Here is a 1520-nt window from a genome sequence, read left to right as displayed (position 1 = left end):
CTCAGAGCTCGTGAACTTTTCGGTTACGCCCACCGAAGGGGGCGCAAATGGACTTGTGACCGCTGTGGCGGTCAGATGATCTGTTCAGCATGAAGGCACTCGCGTTATCTGGTTTTTCGGGTCGTTTTTCGCCGTTTCGTACGCTCAAGCCCCGATTCCGGACACTGCAGACGCACCTTTCCCGAGGGCGAGCATCTCTGGTGCCAGGCTGGCCATCCGCATCAGGTTGTGGGCCAAGGCAAAGAACAGGACCACGCACTTGACCTTGGCCAGTCCGCGCACGCGGAACTGCTGCAGTCCCCGATTGCGGCTTTGGGCATTGACGCACTCGGCGGTTGCGGCGCGGTTCTTGTAGATCGCCTTGGCTTCATCGGTCCCCATGCGCGCGCGCCACGCCGCCACGCCAGGACGGTCATCGGGCTTGGGCTGGTGCGGATCGACCGCCTTGTCCTTGGCCGCCGGCACCGGCCCATACACCGTGGTGTGTGCGCTGGCCTGTTCGACCTGCTCGTGACCCACAAATCCGCCATCGACCAACCAGGCCTCGGGCGCCTGGCCGCAACGCTCGCGCACCTGCTCGATCATCGGCACCATCTGACCTTGATCGCTTCCGACCGTAGCCACCTCGACGCCCACGATCACCAGCGAGTCGACGTCGCTGGCCAACTGCGGGTTGTACGCGGGCCGAAACCCGCCGTCGCCCATCTTCATGACCGTCGCCTCGGCATCGGTCGTCGAGGCGCGAGCCTGATCGGCCGCCTTGCCTTGGCGGCGCTTGATCGCTTCGAGTTCGGGCAAGCGCGCCAGCGCCTCGGCCACCCGGGCCTCGCGCTCGCGGGCCGCGCGCAGCCGTGCCGCCTGACGGGCCCGATCGGCCTTGCCCGGGTCGGCTTCGAGCTCGGCCTTGAGCTGCGCAACCCGCTCGCGGGCCGCCTCCAGGTAGCCCTCGAGCTTGTCCTCGCGCCGAAACGATCCCGCCCCCGCACCGGCCCGCACCCGCATGCCGTCCTGCGCCACCTGGCGCAGCTTCACCACCCCGGCGGCAATGAGCGTTGCCACATTGGCGCTGAGCAACTCATCGAGCGCTTCGCCGTGATCCTTCCGGAAGTCCGACAGCGTGTGGTAATTGACCTGCACTCCGCCGCACAGCCAACGGTACGCATCGTGCGCGTCGGTCAGGCGCGCCACCTCGCGCGCGCTGCCCACCCCGTCGAGCGTCGCGTAAAGCCACAGCGACAGCAGGATCTCCGGCGCAATCGCCGCCCGACCGACCCCGCCCTCACGCACCCGGATCCGCTCATAGAAGCGCCCCAGATCCTGGCCGACTACATACGACCACACTAGCCGCGCCCGATGCCCCTCCGGCAGCAGCGACTCAAGGTCGCTGGCGCGAAACTCCATCTGGCTGCGGTTGGGCAGAACCACGCGGGCGCGAGCTTTCATGACTGGGTTACCGGGCGGGGACTGGAATGCAAGAATTATACCAAAGGCATTGGCGGGGAATTTTCACAAACTCTCAG

Annotated in this window: 1 protein-coding gene; it reads right to left on the bottom strand. The window is 66.5% G+C overall.

Annotation, left to right across the window (positions count from 1 at the left end; translation table 11 throughout):
* Window positions 1-144 precede the first annotated feature (144 nt).
* Window positions 145-1443, bottom strand: coding sequence for an IS1182 family transposase (locus tag ACPT9U_RS17670; RefSeq protein WP_435751916.1), 1299 nt, complete (start codon window positions 1441-1443; stop codon window positions 145-147).
* Between the last annotated feature and the right edge of the window lie 77 nt (window positions 1444-1520).

This window comes from Thauera sp. AutoDN2 (assembly GCF_051280715.1).
In the GTDB taxonomy this organism is placed as follows: Bacteria; Pseudomonadota; Gammaproteobacteria; order Burkholderiales; family Rhodocyclaceae; genus Thauera.
Note: the sequence above shows the minus strand (reverse complement) of the source record. Positions and strands in the feature narration are given on the sequence as shown.